Annotated in this window: 17 protein-coding genes; 8 read left to right on the top strand and 9 right to left on the bottom strand. The window is 43.1% G+C overall.

What is annotated here, in order from left to right; all coding sequences use genetic code 11:
• Positions 1 to 77 precede the first annotated feature (77 nt).
• A complete protein-coding gene (locus tag ABD894_RS06635; protein WP_345210214.1) occupies positions 78 to 677 on the top strand; it encodes an FMN-dependent NADH-azoreductase in 600 nt (199 codons plus the stop codon).
• A gap of 64 nt (positions 678 to 741) precedes the next feature.
• Here ABD894_RS06635 and ABD894_RS06630 read toward each other — a convergent pair whose 3' ends face one another.
• The 7 genes from ABD894_RS06630 to ABD894_RS06600 all read right to left on the bottom strand — a co-directional run bounded on the left by ABD894_RS06630 (position 742) and on the right by ABD894_RS06600 (position 8,892).
• Entirely contained in the window at positions 742 to 936 is a 195-nt protein-coding gene (locus ABD894_RS06630; protein ID WP_345210213.1) for a cold-shock protein, read from the bottom strand.
• Between the two features lie 85 nt (positions 937 to 1,021).
• Entirely contained in the window at positions 1,022 to 2,239 is a 1,218-nt protein-coding gene (gene lysA, locus ABD894_RS06625; protein ID WP_345210212.1) for a diaminopimelate decarboxylase, read from the bottom strand.
• Positions 2,240 to 2,507: 268 nt separating this feature from the next.
• Positions 2,508 to 3,818, bottom strand: coding sequence for an aspartate kinase (locus ABD894_RS06620; RefSeq protein WP_345210211.1), 1,311 nt, complete (start codon positions 3,816 to 3,818; stop codon positions 2,508 to 2,510).
• A 131-nt stretch (positions 3,819 to 3,949) separates the two neighbouring features.
• Complete coding sequence (locus ABD894_RS06615; protein ID WP_345210210.1) at positions 3,950 to 5,479, bottom strand: SulP family inorganic anion transporter; 1,530 nt, start codon at positions 5,477 to 5,479, stop codon at positions 3,950 to 3,952.
• 228 nt (positions 5,480 to 5,707) lie between these two features.
• Positions 5,708 to 6,898, bottom strand: coding sequence for a ligand-binding sensor domain-containing protein (locus ABD894_RS06610; RefSeq protein ID WP_345210209.1), 1,191 nt, complete (start codon positions 6,896 to 6,898; stop codon positions 5,708 to 5,710).
• Between the two features lie 15 nt (positions 6,899 to 6,913).
• A complete protein-coding gene (locus tag ABD894_RS06605; RefSeq protein ID WP_345210208.1) occupies positions 6,914 to 7,726 on the bottom strand; it encodes a 3-keto-disaccharide hydrolase in 813 nt (270 codons plus the stop codon).
• A 263-nt stretch (positions 7,727 to 7,989) separates the two neighbouring features.
• Complete coding sequence (locus ABD894_RS06600; protein WP_345210207.1) at positions 7,990 to 8,892, bottom strand: NAD(P)/FAD-dependent oxidoreductase; 903 nt, start codon at positions 8,890 to 8,892, stop codon at positions 7,990 to 7,992.
• Between the two features lie 112 nt (positions 8,893 to 9,004).
• On the opposite strand from ABD894_RS06600, the gene ABD894_RS06595 reads away from it, so the two are divergent.
• A complete protein-coding gene (locus ABD894_RS06595) occupies positions 9,005 to 10,018 on the top strand; it encodes a proline iminopeptidase-family hydrolase (RefSeq protein ID WP_345210206.1) in 1,014 nt (337 codons plus the stop codon).
• Between the two features lie 5 nt (positions 10,019 to 10,023).
• On the opposite strand, the gene ABD894_RS06590 is transcribed toward ABD894_RS06595, so the two are convergent.
• A complete protein-coding gene (locus tag ABD894_RS06590; RefSeq protein WP_345210205.1) occupies positions 10,024 to 10,743 on the bottom strand; it encodes a hypothetical protein in 720 nt (239 codons plus the stop codon).
• A 199-nt stretch (positions 10,744 to 10,942) separates the two neighbouring features.
• Here ABD894_RS06590 and ABD894_RS06585 point away from each other — a divergent pair, with 199 nt between their 5' ends.
• From ABD894_RS06585 to ABD894_RS06570, 4 genes are all read left to right on the top strand, one after another.
• A complete protein-coding gene (locus ABD894_RS06585; RefSeq protein ID WP_345210204.1) occupies positions 10,943 to 12,145 on the top strand; it encodes a sensor histidine kinase in 1,203 nt (400 codons plus the stop codon).
• A gap of 75 nt (positions 12,146 to 12,220) precedes the next feature.
• A complete protein-coding gene (locus tag ABD894_RS06580) occupies positions 12,221 to 13,147 on the top strand; it encodes a hypothetical protein (protein ID WP_345210203.1) in 927 nt (308 codons plus the stop codon).
• 45 nt (positions 13,148 to 13,192) lie between these two features.
• Positions 13,193 to 13,384 (top strand): hypothetical protein, encoded by a 192-nt coding sequence (locus ABD894_RS06575; RefSeq protein ID WP_345210202.1) that lies wholly within the window; start codon positions 13,193 to 13,195, stop codon positions 13,382 to 13,384.
• 468 nt (positions 13,385 to 13,852) lie between these two features.
• Positions 13,853 to 14,167, top strand: coding sequence for a phosphoribosylpyrophosphate synthetase (locus tag ABD894_RS06570; protein WP_345210201.1), 315 nt, complete (start codon positions 13,853 to 13,855; stop codon positions 14,165 to 14,167).
• On the opposite strand, the gene ABD894_RS06565 is transcribed toward ABD894_RS06570, so the two are convergent.
• Entirely contained in the window at positions 14,164 to 14,964 is an 801-nt protein-coding gene (locus ABD894_RS06565) for a hypothetical protein (protein ID WP_345210200.1), read from the bottom strand. The two genes, ABD894_RS06570 and ABD894_RS06565, sit on opposite strands and share 4 nt — an antisense overlap.
• A gap of 285 nt (positions 14,965 to 15,249) precedes the next feature.
• Here ABD894_RS06565 and ABD894_RS06560 point away from each other — a divergent pair, with 285 nt between their 5' ends.
• Together ABD894_RS06560 and ABD894_RS06555 are read left to right on the top strand one after the other, a co-directional pair.
• Positions 15,250 to 16,308: a type III polyketide synthase gene (locus ABD894_RS06560; RefSeq protein WP_345210199.1), complete on the top strand. Its 1,059-nt coding sequence runs from the start codon at positions 15,250 to 15,252 to the stop codon at positions 16,306 to 16,308.
• A 5-nt stretch (positions 16,309 to 16,313) separates the two neighbouring features.
• A complete protein-coding gene (locus ABD894_RS06555; RefSeq protein ID WP_345210198.1) occupies positions 16,314 to 16,811 on the top strand; it encodes an isoprenylcysteine carboxyl methyltransferase family protein in 498 nt (165 codons plus the stop codon).
• Positions 16,812 to 17,210 lie beyond the last annotated feature (399 nt).

Below are 17,210 nucleotides of genomic sequence, written 5' to 3'. Positions count from 1 at the left end.
CTAAAGGATAGTAGTATCTTTTTGATAGTAAAGTTAAATAGGTTTGTGTCAAATAACAAATAATTAAACACAAACAAATGAAAAAGATCTTGCACATTATTTCGAGCCCAAGGGGTGCCGAATCATACAGTATCAAATTGGGTAACGCCATTATTGATAAACTAAAAGAAGAATCGCCGGAGAGCGAGGTTAAGGTTCACGACCTTACTACGGAGCTTTTTCCGCACCTGGAGGAATCGCACATTACCTCATTTTATACCCCGGCCGAACAGCGCAGCCCCGAAAGCGCCGAAGCGGTAAAACATTCAGATACGGCCATTCAGGAAATACAGGATGCCGATACCATTGTTATTGGCGCGCCGCTGTACAACTTCGGTATACACTCTACCCTTAAAGCGTGGATAGACCATATTTCGCGCGCGGGCGTAACGTTCAGCTATTCAGATAAAGGCGTTGAAGGTTTGGTGAAGAACAAGAAGGTTTACCTGGCCGTATCAAGCGGCGGCGTTTACAGCGAAGGCCCTATGCAGAGCTATGATTTTGTAGTGCCTTACCTAACCAAGTTTTTAGGCTTTATCGGCATGACGGATGTTACCGCCGTACGTGTGGAAGGTACTAACATACCTGCTTTAAAAGAGAACGCGCTGCAAAAAGCGATAAACGAAATTGCCGTGTAAACAGCACAAAAAAAGCATCAGCCTAATAAGGCTGATGCTTGTACGATTTAATGATATATTATAATTATATAACTTTTACATTTACCGCGTTAAGGCCTTTTCTGCCGTTTTCCACTTCGAACTCTACTTTGTCGTTCTCGCGGATCTCGTCAATTAAGCCTGATGCATGAACAAATACGTCCTGGCCACCATTGCTTGGTGTAATAAAACCAAAACCTTTTGTTTCATTAAAAAATTTTACTGTTCCTTCTTTTTGCATTGTATTTTTTATTAAAGGCCGCAAGGTAGGTATAATTTATCGGTAAAATGCAAATATAATTTAAAAGGAATCTAAACTGTAAATACTATTCTGAGTATACACTCGCTACCCTATCGCGTAAATTATAGCCCGACGCCATTACTTCGCCGTAAGCCCCGGCAGTACGCACAGCTATCAGATCGCCCCTAAATGATTCGGGCAGGTCAACATCCTTACGGAAACAATCGGTACTTTCACATATAGGGCCTACTACGTCATACTTAGTACTTTGGGTTGTATGTTGTAGGTTGTGAGTTGTGGGGGCTGCTTCCGGACTTTCGGACTTTCGGACTTCCAGACTACCCGACTTACTCAAATTCTCTATCTGGTGGTAGGCCTGGTATAGCATCGGGCGAATCAGTTCGGTCATGCCGGCATCTAATACCAGGAAGTTCTTTTTCAGGCCGTTCTTTACGTATAACACCTTTGATATCAGCGAAGCGCTTTGGGCTACCAGCACGCGGCCAAGTTCAAAATGCACTTCCTGGCCGGGTTTTATGTTCAGAAAATCTTTGAACACCTTAAAGTAGCTGTCGAAATCGGCAATATTGTTATTGTCCGGACTGTAGTAATCAACCCCAAGTCCGCCGCCTGCATTAAGTACTTTTACGGTGAAACCATGCTCATCAAACCATTGGTGAATCTCGTTGATCTTTACGCAAAGGCTTTTAAAGACATCCATATCGGTTATTTGCGAACCCACGTGGAAGTGGATACCGATAAACTGGATATTCTTGTGTTTACGCAAAGCATCGGCTACATCGTTCAGTTGCCAGGTATTTACGCCAAATTTATTTTCATCTAAACCGGTGGTAATGTAGTGGTGGGTATGCGCGTCGACATTGGGGTTAATGCGGATTGCCACCCGGGCTGTTTTGCCTTTGGCGGCCGCTAATTCGTTGATCACTTCCAGCTCCTGTACCGATTCTACATTGAAGCAGAAGATCTCGGCATCCAGCGCGGCGTTGATCTCCCTGTCGGATTTACCTACGCCTGCGAATACTACTTTGCCTTTATCAAAACCGTACTCAATAGCAGCCTTTACTTCATTACCGCTTACGCAATCGGCACCAAAACCGAACGACTGTACCGCTTCCAGCACCTTCGGGTTAAAATTGGCCTTCATGGCGTAATGCACATGAAAACCGTATTTATCCGATGCCTCGCGACAAGCCCTAAGGGTTTGGCGCAGCAGGTTAAGATCGTAATAATAAAAAGGTGTTTCTAACTGCTGAAAACGGGTTATAGTATCGTTATTGAACATGATGTAATTTTTTGTTTGCCGGGTTTCCCCGCCTGTGCCACACCCGGAGGTGCGGTTTTAATTCTTTTTAAAGCTGTCATTGCTTAGTCCTACCGTTACATATTAAAACGGGTCATCCTGAGCTTGTAGAAGGATCGTGCGCAGAGGCCCTCACCCACACACCCTTCGACAAGCTCAGGGTGACAGGCCATGCCATATCTGATCTTACACATTATCTCACCTTCATATTTCCCCGGATTTATAACTTACAATGACATAATAGGTACGCTTAAAACAACCTGCTGTGCAGGCTTCTTAAAGCTTCTACTTTATCATCGGTACGTACCAGTAACGACAGGTTATGATCGCTGCCGCCGTAAGATATCATACGGATGGGTATATGTTTTAATGATTCGAGCACGCGGGCAGCATAACCATGCTTTTCGGCGCCAAAATCGCCCACTACGCAAATAATGGTGTGGTCAACATCCAACTCAACCGAACCGAAAGAGTTTAACTCTTTGGTGATCTCGCCGAGATTGGTCACGTCATCAATGGTTAACGACACGGCCACCTCTGATGTAGTGATCATATCGATAGATGTTTTATAACGCTCAAACACCTCAAACACCCTGCGTAAAAAGCCATAAGCCAGCAGCATGCGGCTCGATTGGATCTTGATGGCTGTAATACCATCTTTAGCCGCTATCGATTTTATTTTATTCTTCTCGCTGTCGTTAGTAATAAGTGTACCCTGTGCCTGCGGGTCCATAGTGTTGAGCAGACGAACCGGGATCTTATATTTTTGCGCCGGGAACACGCTTTGCGGGTGCAATATTTTCGCCCCGAAATAAGCCAGCTCGGCAGCTTCATCAAATGATAACTGGGCTATAGGCTGTGTACCCTTTACAATCCGCGGATCGTTATTGTGCATACCGTCAATGTCGGTCCATATCTGTACCTCTTCACTGCGGATGCCTGCTCCTATTAACGAAGCGGTATAGTCACTGCCGCCGCGGCGCAGGTTATCAATTTCGCCAAAGCTGTTACGGCAAATATAGCCCTGCGTAATAAACAGGTTATTAGTTGGGTATTTATCCAGCAGCGGGGTTAAATGCGTAGTGATGTGGTCAACAATGGGCTCATTGTCTTCATCTATCTTCATAAAATCTAAAGCGGGCAGCAGTACAGATGGTACGCCAATCTCTTTCAGATATACATGGTATAACGTGGTTGACAGCAATTCGCCTTGCGCCACTATGATCTTATCTTCAATAGAAGTAAACAGATCATTAGCGAGGTTGCTCAGCAAGTTGAAATGATAATCGATCACTTCTTTACCTTCGGCCAAAAACTCCGGCTTGGCAAAAAGTTCCTTAATAAATACTTCGTACTTATCCTTTAGTGTATTGATGAGCGAAATAGCCCTGGGCTTATCGCCGGCCAGGTACGCCTGACCAATTTCAACCAAACTATTGGTAGTGCCCGATACTGCAGACAGCACTACAATTTGCCTTTGCGAAGCATCAATAATATCAAGCAGTTTTTTCATCCTTTCGGGACTGCCTACTGATGTTCCGCCAAATTTTAAAACTTTCATTTATGTGTTTTTATTTAGCATCAATAATTGATATTGCTGTATCAATTTCGGGCGCTAAAAATAGGATTTTAAAAGGGTTATAGCTAATAAGGGGGCGAAATAATTTTCTATCACACAGCTGTATTATCCGCCTAATCCATCACCCTGTAAGCGGGGTCTTCGAGTATGTTTACGTCGATAACGTCTGCCGCATTTTGAAGTAACAGGCGGCAATCATCGCTCAGGTGTTTCAGGTGTAATGTTTTGCCCGCTTTATGGTAGCGTTCGGTAAGTTTATTAAGCGCCTCAATGCCCGACATATCTGCCACGCGGCTATCTTTAAAATCAATAACCACTGCGGCAGGGTCGCCATTTACATCAAACTTTTCGTTAAATGCTGTTACCGAACCAAAAAACAACGGCCCGTATATTTCATAATGTTTTACACCATTAGCATCAATATACTTTTTAGCCCTGATGCGTTTGGCGCTCTCCCAGGCAAATACCAATGCCGATATAATTACGCCAATTAAAACCGCTAATGCCAAATTATGCAGCCAAACGGTAATTACGGCTACCAGTATCCCTACAAACACATCCTGCCGGGGCATTTTATTAATAATGCGGAAACTGATCCACTCGAAAGTACCTATCGCCACCATGATCATTACGCCGGTGAGTGCGGCCATGGGTACCCGTTCAATTACCGGCGCGCCAATTAATATGATGAGTAATATGGTTAATGAGGCTATGATGCCCGATAACCGCGCCCCTGCCCCTGCCGATAAGTTAACCAACGTTTGCGCTATCATAGGGCAACCGCCCATACCAAAAAAGAAACCGTTTAGTATGTTGGCGCTTCCCTGCGCTATGCTTTCGCGGTTGCTGTTGCCGCGTGTAGCGGTAATTTCATCAACCAGGTTTAGGGTAAGCAGGCCTTCAGTTAACCCAACACCGGCCATTATCAGCGCATACGGAAATATGATCTTTAAGGTATCGGCGCTTAGTGGTACCGCAGGGATGTGGAATGGCGGCAAGCCACCGCTAACAGCCGCAATATCGCACACGGTTTTGGTAGGTATACCAAATATCAGCACCAGCAAAAACACCACCACAATAGCCACCAGCGAGGGCGGAATTGCCTTAGTAATACGCGGCACTATAAACACAATGCCTATTGTAAGCGCTACCAAGGCAGCCATAACATACAACGCCGGTCCGCTTAGCCATACCTGCTGCCCGCCAACTATAGTTTTAAACTGTTCCAGCTGTGCCATAAAAATAATTACAGCCAGTCCATTTACAAAGCCATACATTACCGGTTGCGGCACCAGCCTGATGAATTTGCCCAGTTTAAACACGCCAACCAGTATTTGTATAACACCGGCCACTATTACGGCAGCAAAAACATATTCAATTCCATGCGATTTCATGAGCGCGATCAACACTACCACAGTAGCCCCGGCACCTCCTGAAATCAATCCCGGCCGGCCGCCGAAAACAGCAGTAACCAACCCCATTATAAATGCCGCGTACAAGCCAACCAGCGGCGGCAAGCCTGCCAGTATAGCGAACGATAAGGATTCGGGCATCATGGTCATGGCAACGGTTAAACCGGCCAGCACTTCATTTTTATAATTTATTTTTTGCGAAAAATCAAAAAGACGTAAATAAGGCTTCATCCCTTATCAATTAAAATTTAAACAACATTGTTATTGGGCATATCATACTTGCCTATGAAAAGTAGTTTGGAACGAAATTCAGTAGAGTGTAACAGGGTTGCTTAACTTATTATATTTTACCATAGCGCAAAGGTAGCAAAATAAGCAGTTGAGTTTGAGGCTGGCTTGTGCAAGAAGCTTTTTAAGTAATTATCGACAAAAGCTCATATACTAAATTAGCATACATCCCTATCTAAGAAGTTTAAATTGCTTACCATCAAACAACCCAACTCCGCTATAGCCCGATAAAAGAACCAACTTACCGTTAGCAGCAAATTGCATTTTTATAACAAAATTGAATCCTTCGTAATCATCTTTAGAAGATGTTTTCCATTTTTTAACACGTCCGGGAACTTTATCATCATCCATTGTTAAATATTCATCCTTGGGGTCTGTCGAATATTTTTTTCCATCCAGGTAACCAAATGAGCCTTTTAGTTGCTTGGGGGTAGGATAAAAGGTTTCTACTTTAGTCCAATATTTCAACAATGATAATTCCTTATCGGGTTTTGCTTTAAATAATCCGTTAGAAGTTAGCAGGTACAATTTACTGTCTGTTTTGTTAAAGATACATTTACTTATCCATCCGTCTGAGAGTTTCTTTCCCTTGCTATTAAAGCCCGGATCTTTACTTAACTCGTATACAAGCTTGCCTTTAAAAGAAGTTGACGAGTCGTTTTGTATTTGAGTATATTGAACAACCACATAATCAAACATACTACCATAAAGTGCATAAAGATGACCGTTTAGCTCTAATGATGGAGACGTTAACGGATATTCGCATTTTATAAATTTGTTGGCAATAGTATTAAATATAAAAAGATCGTCGCCCCACTCCCCATGCGATGTTGTTACCCACAAATTATCTCGCGAGTCCATATAAAACTGCATTTTTTCATCCGTTTCCCATCCGGCAGCTCCTCGCATACCTGCTTCTGAATTATAAAATTCATATGCCGGCAAATAAACTTTTCTATTTACGCCTTCTTTTACAATACCCTCATCAGTTAGTAAAATGCATTCATTTAAACTGTTAAAGGCAATACCATACAGTGTTTTATATTTTAGTAGCGCTAAGTTTTTCCATGATTGGTTTTCTGTATCAAATTGCTGCATCTCCCTGCCATTATTAACAATAATTATATTACCCAAATTATCGTCCAGCAGCCACTGTATCTTATTAGCCGGTGCATATTGCTTAATCAATCTGCCATCGACAGTACTAAAAATCTTTATCCTGCCATCATACAACAGCACCCATATCTGGTCTTTATTTAAAACAAAATTTTTATAAGCATACTGTATTGAGCTTGCTTCACTGTGTAAGCAGCAAAAAACCAGCACAAGAGAGACTAAAAGTCTTTTAAACCAAAAACGCACTGTGTTTCAGTTAGCTTACTTCTTCTTTTCCGACAGATCCAATATCTCTACCTTGCGGAAATCAACCGGCTGGCCTTCGCTTTGCAGGGCGATGAAACCCTGGGTAAGGCGTTTACCGTCGATCTTTATGTTTTTGTCGTAGTTATTTACCACTCCGCCACCTATTTGGGGTTTTGAGTATTGCAGTACGGTATCGCCGTTGATGATGTGGGTAACAAGTGAATCGCCCAGTACAATCAGTTCGGCATTTACCCATTCTTCTTTTTTGTAGGTTTTTGAGGATGATTCGATACAGTGCCTATCGTCGATAATGCCTTTGTATACAATATCGGTACCCGGCGAGCACATATTACCTGTTGGGCGGGGCTTGCCGTCATCTAAACCGCAAAGCAATTGAAATTCAACCGATATTGGCCAATCCTGATCTTTCAGCATCGTTTTAGGATCCTGCGAGTGGTACATGATACCGCTGTTGCCAATGGTGTAGCCGGGCGCATCTGTTTTCCAGTCGCCGGTAATGCGGTACTCTACACGCAGTTTAAAGTGCGAAAAAGGCTTTTTATAATACAAGTGACCATACTGGTTATCAAACGCGCCATATTTATCGTAACGCACTTTTATAATGCCATCCTCCACCCGGAAGGTATTGCCAAAGTTATCGTTATAATCGTGGTGGTTGATCTTAACGTTCCAGTCCTTAATATCCTTACCGTTGAAAAGCTGTACCCAATGTTCCTTTTTAGGTTTGTTGTGTATGGTAGCAAAACCCATGCAAATCAGGCAGCCTATCAGTAACGTAGCTCCGGCAAAGTATCCTTTATGTTTCATTATTAATATGGTTTGTTGGTATGGCTAAACCGCTGCATACTACAAATTATATTGCTGATGTCAAAGAGATTTATTGGGATTTACTTGTTTACCGTTCCTAATAATGTCGCATTTTTTGGTTATGTCAGGCTTATGATTTTAATTGATACATGACTTAACTCTCTTCACTCATAACAACTAATAAAGGCTCCGCGCAACTCCGTGCAAACCTCCGCGCACTCTGCGGTAAAATCTAAACCAAGCTTAAACCCATATTAAAAAAACTACAGGAAATCCTCATCTATCAAATCCTTATTCAACATAGCACCAGTTTTATTGCCTGCCGCGGTAGCCGTGGCAACCGAGCGCATTGGGGTGGTATTATCGCCGGCCGCGTATATACCCGGTATGTTGGTGTGCCCCATTTCGTCAACCTGCAGGTAGCCCATTTCGGTGAGGGTGCAGCCTAAAGCTTGCGGTAATTCGCAATGCTGTTTAAAGGGTACGCGGGCAAACAGGGCATCGAGGGTTACCGTAGTCCCGTCCGACAGGTGGATATCGCTCATGTAACCATTGTCGTGCTCAATTTGCTTTATATGCTCGTGCCTTACGGTTACTTTGCGTTTGGCAAAAAGAGAGTATTGCTCTTCGGTAAGTTTGGCGCCGTTGGTAAACAGGGTGATGATGGGGCTCCAGTGACGGATCAGTTTGTAAAAATCGGTAGCGGTACCGGCATCTACCAATAGCCCTAAATTATTATTACGTACCTCGTAACCGTGGCAGTACGGGCAATGCAAAACCGAAATCCCCCAGCATTCGGCAAAGCCGGGTATGGCAGGCATGGTATCGGCAATGCCGGTAGCGAATATAACCTTGCGTGTGGTAAAATCTCCACCCTCTTTGATAGTTATACGGAAGCCTTCGGATATGGTTTCAATGCCGGTTGCCAGCCCGGTTTGGTAGGTAATATCAGGGTATTTCATTACCTGGGTCATGGCCTTGGCGGCTATCATGGCCGGGGCTTCGCCGTCTTGCGTAATAAAATTATGCGAATGCGGGGTTTGCCGGTTGCAGGGCTTACCGCTATTGATGATGAGCGTTTTTCTGAGCGAACGCCCTAACGTCATGGCGGCAGAAAGACCGGCATAACTTCCGCCTATAATGATTACTTCGTAGTCTAACTTCATTTTACATGCAACTATGTTGCAATTATAAAAATTAAAAAAGCCAATCACAACATAATTAAGACAACCAAAAGGTGTGAGCGTTTAATTATCAGAATATTAATATCTTAGTTTTATGAAAATGTTCCTTTACCTCGCATTTGCCGTACTTCTTGCGGGTTTATTATCCTGCAATAACCAGGGGACAACCGTGGCTACTTACTTTGCACCTGTTGACAGCGGCGTACAGGCCGGTGGTATTAAAATGGTGACTATTGAAACGCCTGTGGGTAAATTTAAGGTGTGGACCAAGCGCATTGGCAACAATCCTCGTATTAAAATTTTGCTGTTGCACGGCGGTCCGGCTACTACGCATGAGTATATGGAGTGCTTTGAAAGCTTTTTTCCTAAGGAGGGTTTTGAGATGATAGAATACGATCAGCTGGGATCGTATTACAGCGATCAGTCCCGTGACAGCAGCTTGTGGACACTCCCCCGCTTTGTTGACGAGGTTGAGCAGGTGCGCAAAGCACTGAAACTGGATAACAGCAACTTCTACATTTTAGGTCACTCATGGGGTAGTATGCTGGGTATGGAGTATGCGCTTAAATATCCCAACAACCTGAAAGGCCTTATAGTTGGCAACATGATGGCCAGCATACCGGCATACGCCGACTATAATAAACTGTTGCGCAACCAAATGCGCCCATCGCTGGTGGATAGTTTGGAAGGTTACGAAGCAAAGGGACTATACCAGGACAGCACCTATCAGGCCTTGGTGGCCGAACACTTTTACAGTCAGCACCTTTGCCGCCTGCCCGAACTGCCCGAGCCTGTAGCGCGAACCTTTAAACATATCAACAACGAAATATATGTAATGATGCAGGGGCCAAGCGAATTTAAAACAGGTGGCAGGCTCGTTAACTGGGATATAACCGCCAGGCTGAAAGATATTAAGGTGCGCACCCTAACCGTAGGCGCCAAATATGATACCATGGATCCCGGTTATATGGAATGGATGAGCAAGCAAATGCCCCATGCCAATTACCTGTATTGCCCTAACGGCAGCCATTTAGCTATGTGGGATGATCAGCAGGTATATATGAACGGGATAATTAAATTTATAAAAGATGTAGATGCCGGCAAATAGGCATGCTAAAGTTTAAAAACCTTTTTCCAGTTTACAGTGTAGGTGAGGCCTATATGCATATTAAGTAACGCGTCGCCCGAAACACTGCTTACATAGGTTCTTTTATGTTTATAAATACCGAACTGATAATCAATCTTTAAATTTTCAAACCCTAAGCGCATGCCCAAAAAAGGCTCGGCGGTAAACATGTTACCCGGGTTTTTGCGGCTGGTTTCGTTACTATCATAAGCGTAGGTATCAATAAACGACGAACGTACGCCTGTATAAAAATCAATATGTTCGCCTGCTTTAACATTCATGTAAGGCTGTAGCTGGTAATCTTTATACTTTACGCCGGTATGGTGATATATTTTGTTGCCCTCGTTTTCGTCGATGCTATTATCGCGGCTTTTGCCAAAGCCGTATATGAACAGCGTACCAAACTGCACTTTAGCCGGGCTGGTTAAATACCCTATACCAAAAGTAGTATGGTTATAAATATTCCCCTTTAAAGTATGGTGTATGTTATTGCTATAGGCAGATGTAAGCAGTAAATGCTTTACAGGCACTACCGCTGCCTGTACATTTAATGCCGATACACCGGTAACTACCGTAAGGTTAACGTCACCCTGCTCTTTTACATTTGGTACCTGGTAAGCAGATGGTACCACCAGCGGTGAACAGCCTGCTGATAAGATGGCCAATAGTACTATGAGTAAGGTGTGATGCTTTAATGTGGTTAACATAAACAGTTTAGGATTTTTCTATCCATTAAAGATGCTTAATTTCAGCGGAATTGCAACAATTGGATATTTTATTTAATTGATTTAAACAACCTCAGTGTTTAAATGTTAAGGTATGTGTTAAATATAGATAAACCCAAACTACAAGTTACCAAATTTACGTAGGTTAGCTTTAATTAAAACTATTGACCGTACCCCTCTTATGCCGCTATTCCCAGTAATTGCTAATGAAGATGAAAGATTAGCTGCGCTCAATTCTTATGGTGTTTTAGATACCGCCGCAGAAATTGACTTCGACGAAATTACAACCCTCGCTTCGGCAATTTGCCATACACCAGTAGCGCTTATCAGTTTAGTTGATGCCGAAAGGCAATGGTTTAAATCGCACCCTGGAGTTGATGTTTCTGAAACCCCGAAAGACCAGTCTTTTTGCGCGCATGCTATCGCGAAGCCTGCCGATATAATGGAGATCAGCGATGCCCGCAGCGATGTGCGTTTTGCCAACAATCCGCTGGTAACCGGCGATACCAATATTGTTTTTTACGCGGGAGTGCCTTTAGTTAATGAGGATGGTTTTGCATTGGGTACGCTTTGTATCATTGATCATCAGCAAAAAAAACTTACGGCCGAGCAGGCCAACGCTTTAAGGATACTCGCCAAGCAGGTGATGGACAAGCTGGAACTCCGCCGCAAAATGGCTGCACTCGAAGCAACCAATCAGGAATTGGTGGATAGCAACGTGTTTATCAAAAAATTTGCCTCGATGGCGGCGCATGATATTAAAAATCCGCTGAGCAGTATATTGCTTACTTCGCAGGCCTTAAAAATTCGTCTGCACAAATTGCAGGATGAAGGCTGCGGCAAACTGGTTGATCTTAATATCACATCAACCAATCGGCTTATTACCATGCTTGATGAAATGCTCACCTACTCGCAAACGCCTGCTACTTTGCTGGCCAAAAAGCAACGCGCAAGCCTGGAAGATTTGTTGCAGCGGGTGCTTTGTATGGTAGTAATTCCGCACAGTTTTGAGGTAAAACTGCCTGAGGGCGATCACATGCTCAATATATCATCGGTAGCTTTTGAGCAGATCTTTCTGAACCTGATAAGTAATGCCATCCGTTACAATGATAAAGAACAGGGGGTGTTACAGATCCGTTTTGATCAGGACGATGACTATTACCGTTTCGAGGTACAAGACAATGGCATGGGTATAACCGAACAATACCACGAAAAAATATTTGCCAATAATTTCACCCTTAAAATAACCGACCGCTACAATAAAAAGGGTAACGGCATAGGCCTCTCCACGGTTAAAGATCTGGTGAAGGCTTTAAAGGGCAGTATCCATGTAAAATCGGCAGTGGGCGAAGGGGCTACTTTCTATATCACCATCAAAAAATAACAGCATTCATCAGCCTAAAAGCTTTTTGCAATTTTTAAGTGCTCATGCACAGGTTTTTTCTTTATTTTGGGATGTATGAAAATTGCTAAGTTACTGCTGCTGCTAATAATTCCTGCCGTTTATATTTCATGTAACCAAAAAGGTAAACCCGGTACCCTTGCCGACGATGGCAAACCATCTTTCGCGCCCATAGTAGGTGTAAAATATACCGAGGTACGGCGTGCTTATGCCAATGGATTGAAGTTTGATAGCCAGGGTTTTCAACTGGTGCCATCATACAAATTGCATTTCCTGACGGAAGATTCGGTGAGCATGTATAGTCCGCAGCGCGATAAGTACTTCAATTTTAAGGTATACTTCGATCACGATTCTATCTTCAACATGGCTAATGCCTGGTACAAACTGAAAACGGCCAACAGGGATAGCATGGTATTGCAGGTAATGAATGTGGACGGCAAAACGATATACAATCTGCGCTCAAACATTTACGTATTACTCTACTCCGAAGAATACCTGAAAAAACAACCTGCCGGTAAGATCGCCCGCATGGGGCAGCCCTCAAAACAAGATACCGATTACATCCGCAGCAGAACACAACTTGCCGTTAAGGTGCCCGATAGTTCATTTGCCGCGCTTCAGCCTGCTACGGTAAAAAGCAAGAGTCCGTTGGTGAAGGTTGAACGTAATTATATGAAGATAGATTCGGCCAATAGCCTGGATGCCGTTGCCGATTATTTGCTGCCCGAATATAACATTACCATCAACAAGGCTTATGCTAATTTTGGCTACGCGTTCACCGTTTATGTGGATGATAAGGGCGTGCTGCATTTTCGTAAACCTAAACTTTTTATTTATCCCGAAAACTATAAAGCCACCGTACGTGTAATGAGCGGCATTGTTGACGGCTATTTAAAACTATACCTCAATGTTACGCCCGGTACAACCCTGGGTATACCCCATAGCAGCGTAATTGTAATTAATGTACGTGGCATAAAGGGCTGATATTTTTAATAAAACTTTTTTTATATTGCAGGTGTTCTGTTATATATGGACACCAATTTAAGCTACTTCAGATATTATAATAAAGCCGATAACAGCACCATATATACTTATACCTTAAGGCTTGACCCCGACCTTAATATTGACGACCAATTAACCGATAAGCTTGCAGAACTGGCGCGTGAACACCATTTACCGCAACAAAATATAGGCTGTGAAGCTGTAAACGAAGATTTTTAACCTAAGCATAATATTTTGTAATACATGATAAGCGCAATATTGCTGAGGCAATAGCGTGTGCATTTAGTAACAATTTTATTATATAGGTGTTAATATTATTGCCAAAACCTAAATATTGTATTAACAAATTGTTAATTTGTAGCGTAATCAATTGTACTAACCAATTATATGAGCGATGAGAAGCCAGATTTGCGGTGCTATAAGTGCGGCACCCCATATCATTATCCAAAAAAACGAAATTGGATTGGGAGGAACTTTTTGTTCTTTTTACCGATACGCCGTTTTTTTTGTGCCCGATGCCTTAAAAGCAGGGACATTTGGATAACCGACAAAGAATACCGGAAGTATAAAAGGGTATTGTAGTTTACACATTTAAGCAAGCGGATATTGAGAAAAAATTACTTTCAGATTTAGCGAAACCAGGTTTACGTAACACTACATGCCATGCATAATTGCTAACTTAGTGTCATGAAAAACTATGATACCGTAAGCGAAGCCGTTAACGACCTTGTTGAACGCGGATATACTGCCAATTTTAATGTAGATGCCCAAAATGACTTCCTTAACTGCCCCGAGCAACAAGTGAGCCTTTCGCCGGAAGATTTTGAGATTGATGAAACCCATCGTTTTGAAGGCGAAACCGACCCGGGCGATGAAATGGTAGTTTACGCGGTATCATCACCAAACTATGGCATTAAAGGCGTGGTGGTAAACGCCTTTGGAACGTATTCAGATTCGGGCGCTTCGAAACTGGTGCAACGTTTGAAAGAGCATCTGGATTAATTTACCCCCGATACCAGCAAATCCAAAGCAGCTTTATCGCCGCAGTGCTGGTATTTAGCATAAGCCATAGCTGCCTGTTTGCGCACTATGGTCGCGTTATCGCCTTTAACATAAGCCGATAGTGCATCGTGAAGGGTATAAGCCTCGGGGCACATGAGTCCGGTGGTCCACACCAAGGGCCGGGTGTTGCTCGATCGCATATAGGGCGCAAAATATTGCTGACTGATGCAGGCTAAAATAATAGCGTCGCGTTGTTGCCTATCAACATTCATGTATTCATCGTTCAGCTTAAAGTCCATCAATCCATCGTGCCCAATGTAAGCCAGTAATTTGGCATTACCGTTTATGCCGATGGTATTATTCACCGTGAGTGTATCTTTACTTTTACCCGCGCAGCTGTTTAAAAAATCGGCAGTGCAACGTTTTATGTATTTACCGTTATAGGCATCGGCCACTAAATAAAAATTGGCGGTTTTGTGTTTATAAATTAGACGCTGTAAAATAAGCGTATCAATATTGTAGCTTTTTAATAATTGCCATTCACGGCTTTTGTTGAAAAAGGTACGTACACCCCATAATCCGCCCCAGTATAAGTTAGTTTCGGCATCTTGCCCGTTACCTATTTTAGCAGGTGCGGGTACAATGCCCTGGTATTTATTATCGCACAGGGCTACAAATACATGTATGGTTTTACTTGCCGAATTAAAGGGGATATACCGGTTACCATCAATTGTATTATTATTATCGGCATCACTTTTTTGAGCACCTACATTGCATGATGTGTTTAACACAACCATTGCTGCCAACAGGCATAATATTGAACAGGTTAATAATCTCACGGTTTATAATGGCACGCTAAACAGCGTAGTATAAAAATACAATTTTAAAAACAGGTTTATGAAGGGCTGGTAATAATTTAATATAAATTTACTTAGGCAACTGCGCGGCGTTTACATACGTATGTATAGTACAGGCACGCTTACCGGCAATTTATACTTTAGCGCGGCCGAAACAATTTACAGCAGATGTAAATTATACTATTACCCCCGGCGGCTTCAATAATGCTGCTGTAAAACTTATTTATGCCATTTATAGCAGCAGTATCAAAAATAGATCTACCCTATCGTGCCGATCAGCAGGAAGTAAAGGAACAGGCCAGGGCCATGTTCGCGGCCAATTTTCCGCAGGTTGACAGGCTGATATACGCTTTTGACAATACCGAAATCATTACTCGTAATTTTTGCAAGCCTTTAAGTTACTACAAAGAAGAGCATACGTTTGAGGAGCGTAATGCCGACTATATTGAAACCACGCTCGCCTACTCGGTACAGGCGGTGCAAGAATGCCTTGCCAAAGCAGGCGTTACCGAAAGTGAGCTTACCGATATCATCTTCGTATCTACCAGCGGACTGGCCACCCCCAGTATGGACGCGCTCATTATCAATAAAATGAGGCTTAATCCGCACATTAACCGCACACCCATTTGGGGGCTGGGTTGCGGCGGTGGGGTATCGGGCATGGCAAAGGCCAATACGGCCGCGCAGGCTAATCCGAATGCCGTGGTGCTGTTGGTGTCGGCCGAGTTATGTTCGCTTACGCTGATCCGTAATGATTATAGTAAGAGCAATTTTATAGGTTCGAGTTTATTTAGCGATGGAATAGCCGCCTGCATTATCAAAGGCAATAACCATGTTGACGATACCGGGGTGCAATACCTGGCATCGGGCAGTAAGTTGTATTATGATTCGCTGGAAGTAATGGGCTGGGATTTTCAGGATACCGGTTTTAAGGTGCTGTTCTCTAAAGATATCCCTACATTTATCAACAATAACATTAAGGTCGACATTACCGCTTTTTTAAGTAAACATCAGTTACAGCTAAGCGATATTAAAAACTTCATCTTTCATCCCGGAGGGAAAAAAGTACTGGATGCTTATACCACCGCCCTTGAACTTGAACCACAGGCGCTCACCTTTACCCGTGGGGTAATGGCCGATTATGGCAACATGTCGAGCTGTACAGTGTTGTATGTACTGGAAAAGTTCATGAGCGCAGGCTTTAATGATGGTTACGGATTAATGCTGGCTATGGGGCCGGGGTTCTCCAGCGAAATGGTATTATTAAAAATGGAAAACAACTAAGCCTAATGTATTTCGCCATATTCATCAGTCTGTTTATTGTGCAACGCTTGTCCGAATTATGGATAGCCAAACGCAACCAGCATTTTTTGTTGCAACAAGGGGCTATTGAATACGGCCGGGAGCATTACCCCTTTATGGTGGCTATGCACACGTTGTTCATTGTATCGCTCATTGCCGAATACCAGTGGCGTGACGGCACACCAATCAACTGGCTTTTCCTGGTTATTTTTATAGGGCTGTTGTTGTTTAAATTCTGGGTGATCTCATCGCTCGGTAAATACTGGAACACGCGGATCTTTCGCATACCCAATTTTCAGCCCGTTACCAAAGGACCTTTCAAATACTTCAAACATCCCAACTATATGGAGGTGATCTGCGAAATTGCCATTATTCCGCTGGTATTTCACCTGTATTATACTGCTGTAATATTCACTTTGCTCAACGCGGCTATGCTTAACGTTAGGATAAGGGTGGAGAACAGAGTTTGGCGGGGTGAGTTGTAGGCTTTCTAATTGCACGGGTTTATAATTTAACCGCGGAGATAGCAGAGGTTTGCACGGAGTTACACGGAGGATTTGTAGGGTGAGATGAGGGAGGATTGGAGTAAGGCAGAAGGGCTTTGGGTAATCGCCAAACAAAAGCACAAACCTAACATACCGCATAAAATGCGGCATCGTAAGGAACGGATAGCACAAGCCCTGCCTAAGCACAGCCTTCAAAGTTCCTTGCGCAGCCGCGACTTTTCTTTTTTGGTACTTTTTTCTTTTGAGAGAAAGTGGCTGTTGCACAACTAACACAATGTTGAAAAGACATTAATAATGAAAGGCGAGGTGTTTCTTATCTTGTAATATGCAAGGGAAGAAAAGCCACCAGGAAAAGTTGTTCATCAGCTTTCAACTGTC

The sequence above is a fragment of the Mucilaginibacter gynuensis genome (genome assembly GCF_039541195.1).
Taxonomy (GTDB): Bacteria; Bacteroidota; Bacteroidia; order Sphingobacteriales; family Sphingobacteriaceae; genus Mucilaginibacter; species Mucilaginibacter gynuensis.
The sequence above is the reverse complement of the archived record's forward strand: the minus strand, read 5'-3'. Positions and strand labels throughout refer to the sequence as shown.

What these genes read in the sequence shown, in the direction of transcription:
- ABD894_RS06570 (WP_345210201.1), top strand. Translation starts at nt 13,853, where the DNA reads ATGAAAAACTATGATACCGTAAGCGAAGCCGTTAACGACCTTGTTGAA.
- ABD894_RS06585 (WP_345210204.1), top strand. Translation starts at nt 10,943, where the DNA reads ATGCCGCTATTCCCAGTAATTGCTAATGAAGATGAAAGATTAGCTGCG.
- ABD894_RS06635 (WP_345210214.1), top strand. Translation starts at nt 78, where the DNA reads ATGAAAAAGATCTTGCACATTATTTCGAGCCCAAGGGGTGCCGAATCA.
- ABD894_RS06575 (WP_345210202.1), top strand. Translation starts at nt 13,193, where the DNA reads ATGGACACCAATTTAAGCTACTTCAGATATTATAATAAAGCCGATAAC.
- ABD894_RS06590 (WP_345210205.1), bottom strand. Translation starts at nt 10,743, where the DNA reads ATGTTAACCACATTAAAGCATCACACCTTACTCATAGTACTATTGGCC.
- ABD894_RS06615 (WP_345210210.1), bottom strand. Translation starts at nt 5,479, where the DNA reads ATGAAGCCTTATTTACGTCTTTTTGATTTTTCGCAAAAAATAAATTAT.
- ABD894_RS06555 (WP_345210198.1), top strand. Translation starts at nt 16,314, where the DNA reads ATGTATTTCGCCATATTCATCAGTCTGTTTATTGTGCAACGCTTGTCC.
- ABD894_RS06605 (WP_345210208.1), bottom strand. Translation starts at nt 7,726, where the DNA reads ATGAAACATAAAGGATACTTTGCCGGAGCTACGTTACTGATAGGCTGC.
- lysA (WP_345210212.1), bottom strand. Translation starts at nt 2,239, where the DNA reads ATGTTCAATAACGATACTATAACCCGTTTTCAGCAGTTAGAAACACCT.
- ABD894_RS06595 (WP_345210206.1), top strand. Translation starts at nt 9,005, where the DNA reads ATGAAAATGTTCCTTTACCTCGCATTTGCCGTACTTCTTGCGGGTTTA.
- ABD894_RS06630 (WP_345210213.1), bottom strand. Translation starts at nt 936, where the DNA reads ATGCAAAAAGAAGGAACAGTAAAATTTTTTAATGAAACAAAAGGTTTT.
- ABD894_RS06565 (WP_345210200.1), bottom strand. Translation starts at nt 14,964, where the DNA reads ATGGTTGTGTTAAACACATCATGCAATGTAGGTGCTCAAAAAAGTGAT.
- ABD894_RS06620 (WP_345210211.1), bottom strand. Translation starts at nt 3,818, where the DNA reads ATGAAAGTTTTAAAATTTGGCGGAACATCAGTAGGCAGTCCCGAAAGG.
- ABD894_RS06580 (WP_345210203.1), top strand. Translation starts at nt 12,221, where the DNA reads ATGAAAATTGCTAAGTTACTGCTGCTGCTAATAATTCCTGCCGTTTAT.
- ABD894_RS06600 (WP_345210207.1), bottom strand. Translation starts at nt 8,892, where the DNA reads ATGAAGTTAGACTACGAAGTAATCATTATAGGCGGAAGTTATGCCGGT.
- ABD894_RS06560 (WP_345210199.1), top strand. Translation starts at nt 15,250, where the DNA reads ATGCCATTTATAGCAGCAGTATCAAAAATAGATCTACCCTATCGTGCC.